Origin of the sequence: Holdemanella porci (genome assembly GCF_019052655.1) — a bacterium.
Taxonomy (GTDB): Bacteria; Bacillota_I; Bacilli_A; order Erysipelotrichales; family Erysipelotrichaceae; genus Holdemanella; species Holdemanella hominis.
In genome coordinates this window covers 1-495 of sequence record NZ_JAHQVB010000176.1, presented here as the reverse complement: position 1 = coordinate 495, position 495 = coordinate 1, and the positions used below count along the sequence as shown (strand labels likewise).

Below are 495 nucleotides of genomic sequence, written 5' to 3'. Positions count from 1 at the left end.
GACAATCATCAACATATTCTTCCCATAGCAGTTTGATTGTGGTTCCTGGCTTTAACAGTTCCTTATGAATGTAATCAAAATCAGGTTGCTTAATGGATAAATTGATTTTCATCTCCTGTTCAAATAATAAATTTTGGACATCTGATTCACTGAGATCTTTAACAGATGACCAACACACTTTTTTGTCATCAGCTACATTAAAAATTTTTCTTATTGTATCTCTTGAAATTTTAAGAGATACAGAAATCTGTCGCTGACTATAGTTTTGTGATCTCATTTCCAAAACTTTTTTAACATCTCGCATAAAAAAACACCTCCTAATCGCAAGACTAGATAAGTATACTTACTTACCTGTTTTTATCTTACAACAGGAGGATGATAGTTTATATCTAAAATATAGGTGTGGACTTATACAACGGATTCAATGGACTTCGTCACCGCATCAACTGGACTTATTTCTCCGTATTGGATGGGCTTGCCCATCCGTTATATTCA

1 pseudogene is annotated in these 495 nt (G+C 33.5%); it reads right to left on the bottom strand.

The window, feature by feature from the left end:
- Nucleotides 1-304: pseudogene (locus KTQ83_RS12030) on the bottom strand (IS21 family transposase); the annotation flags it as partial.
- Nucleotides 305-495 lie beyond the last annotated feature (191 nt).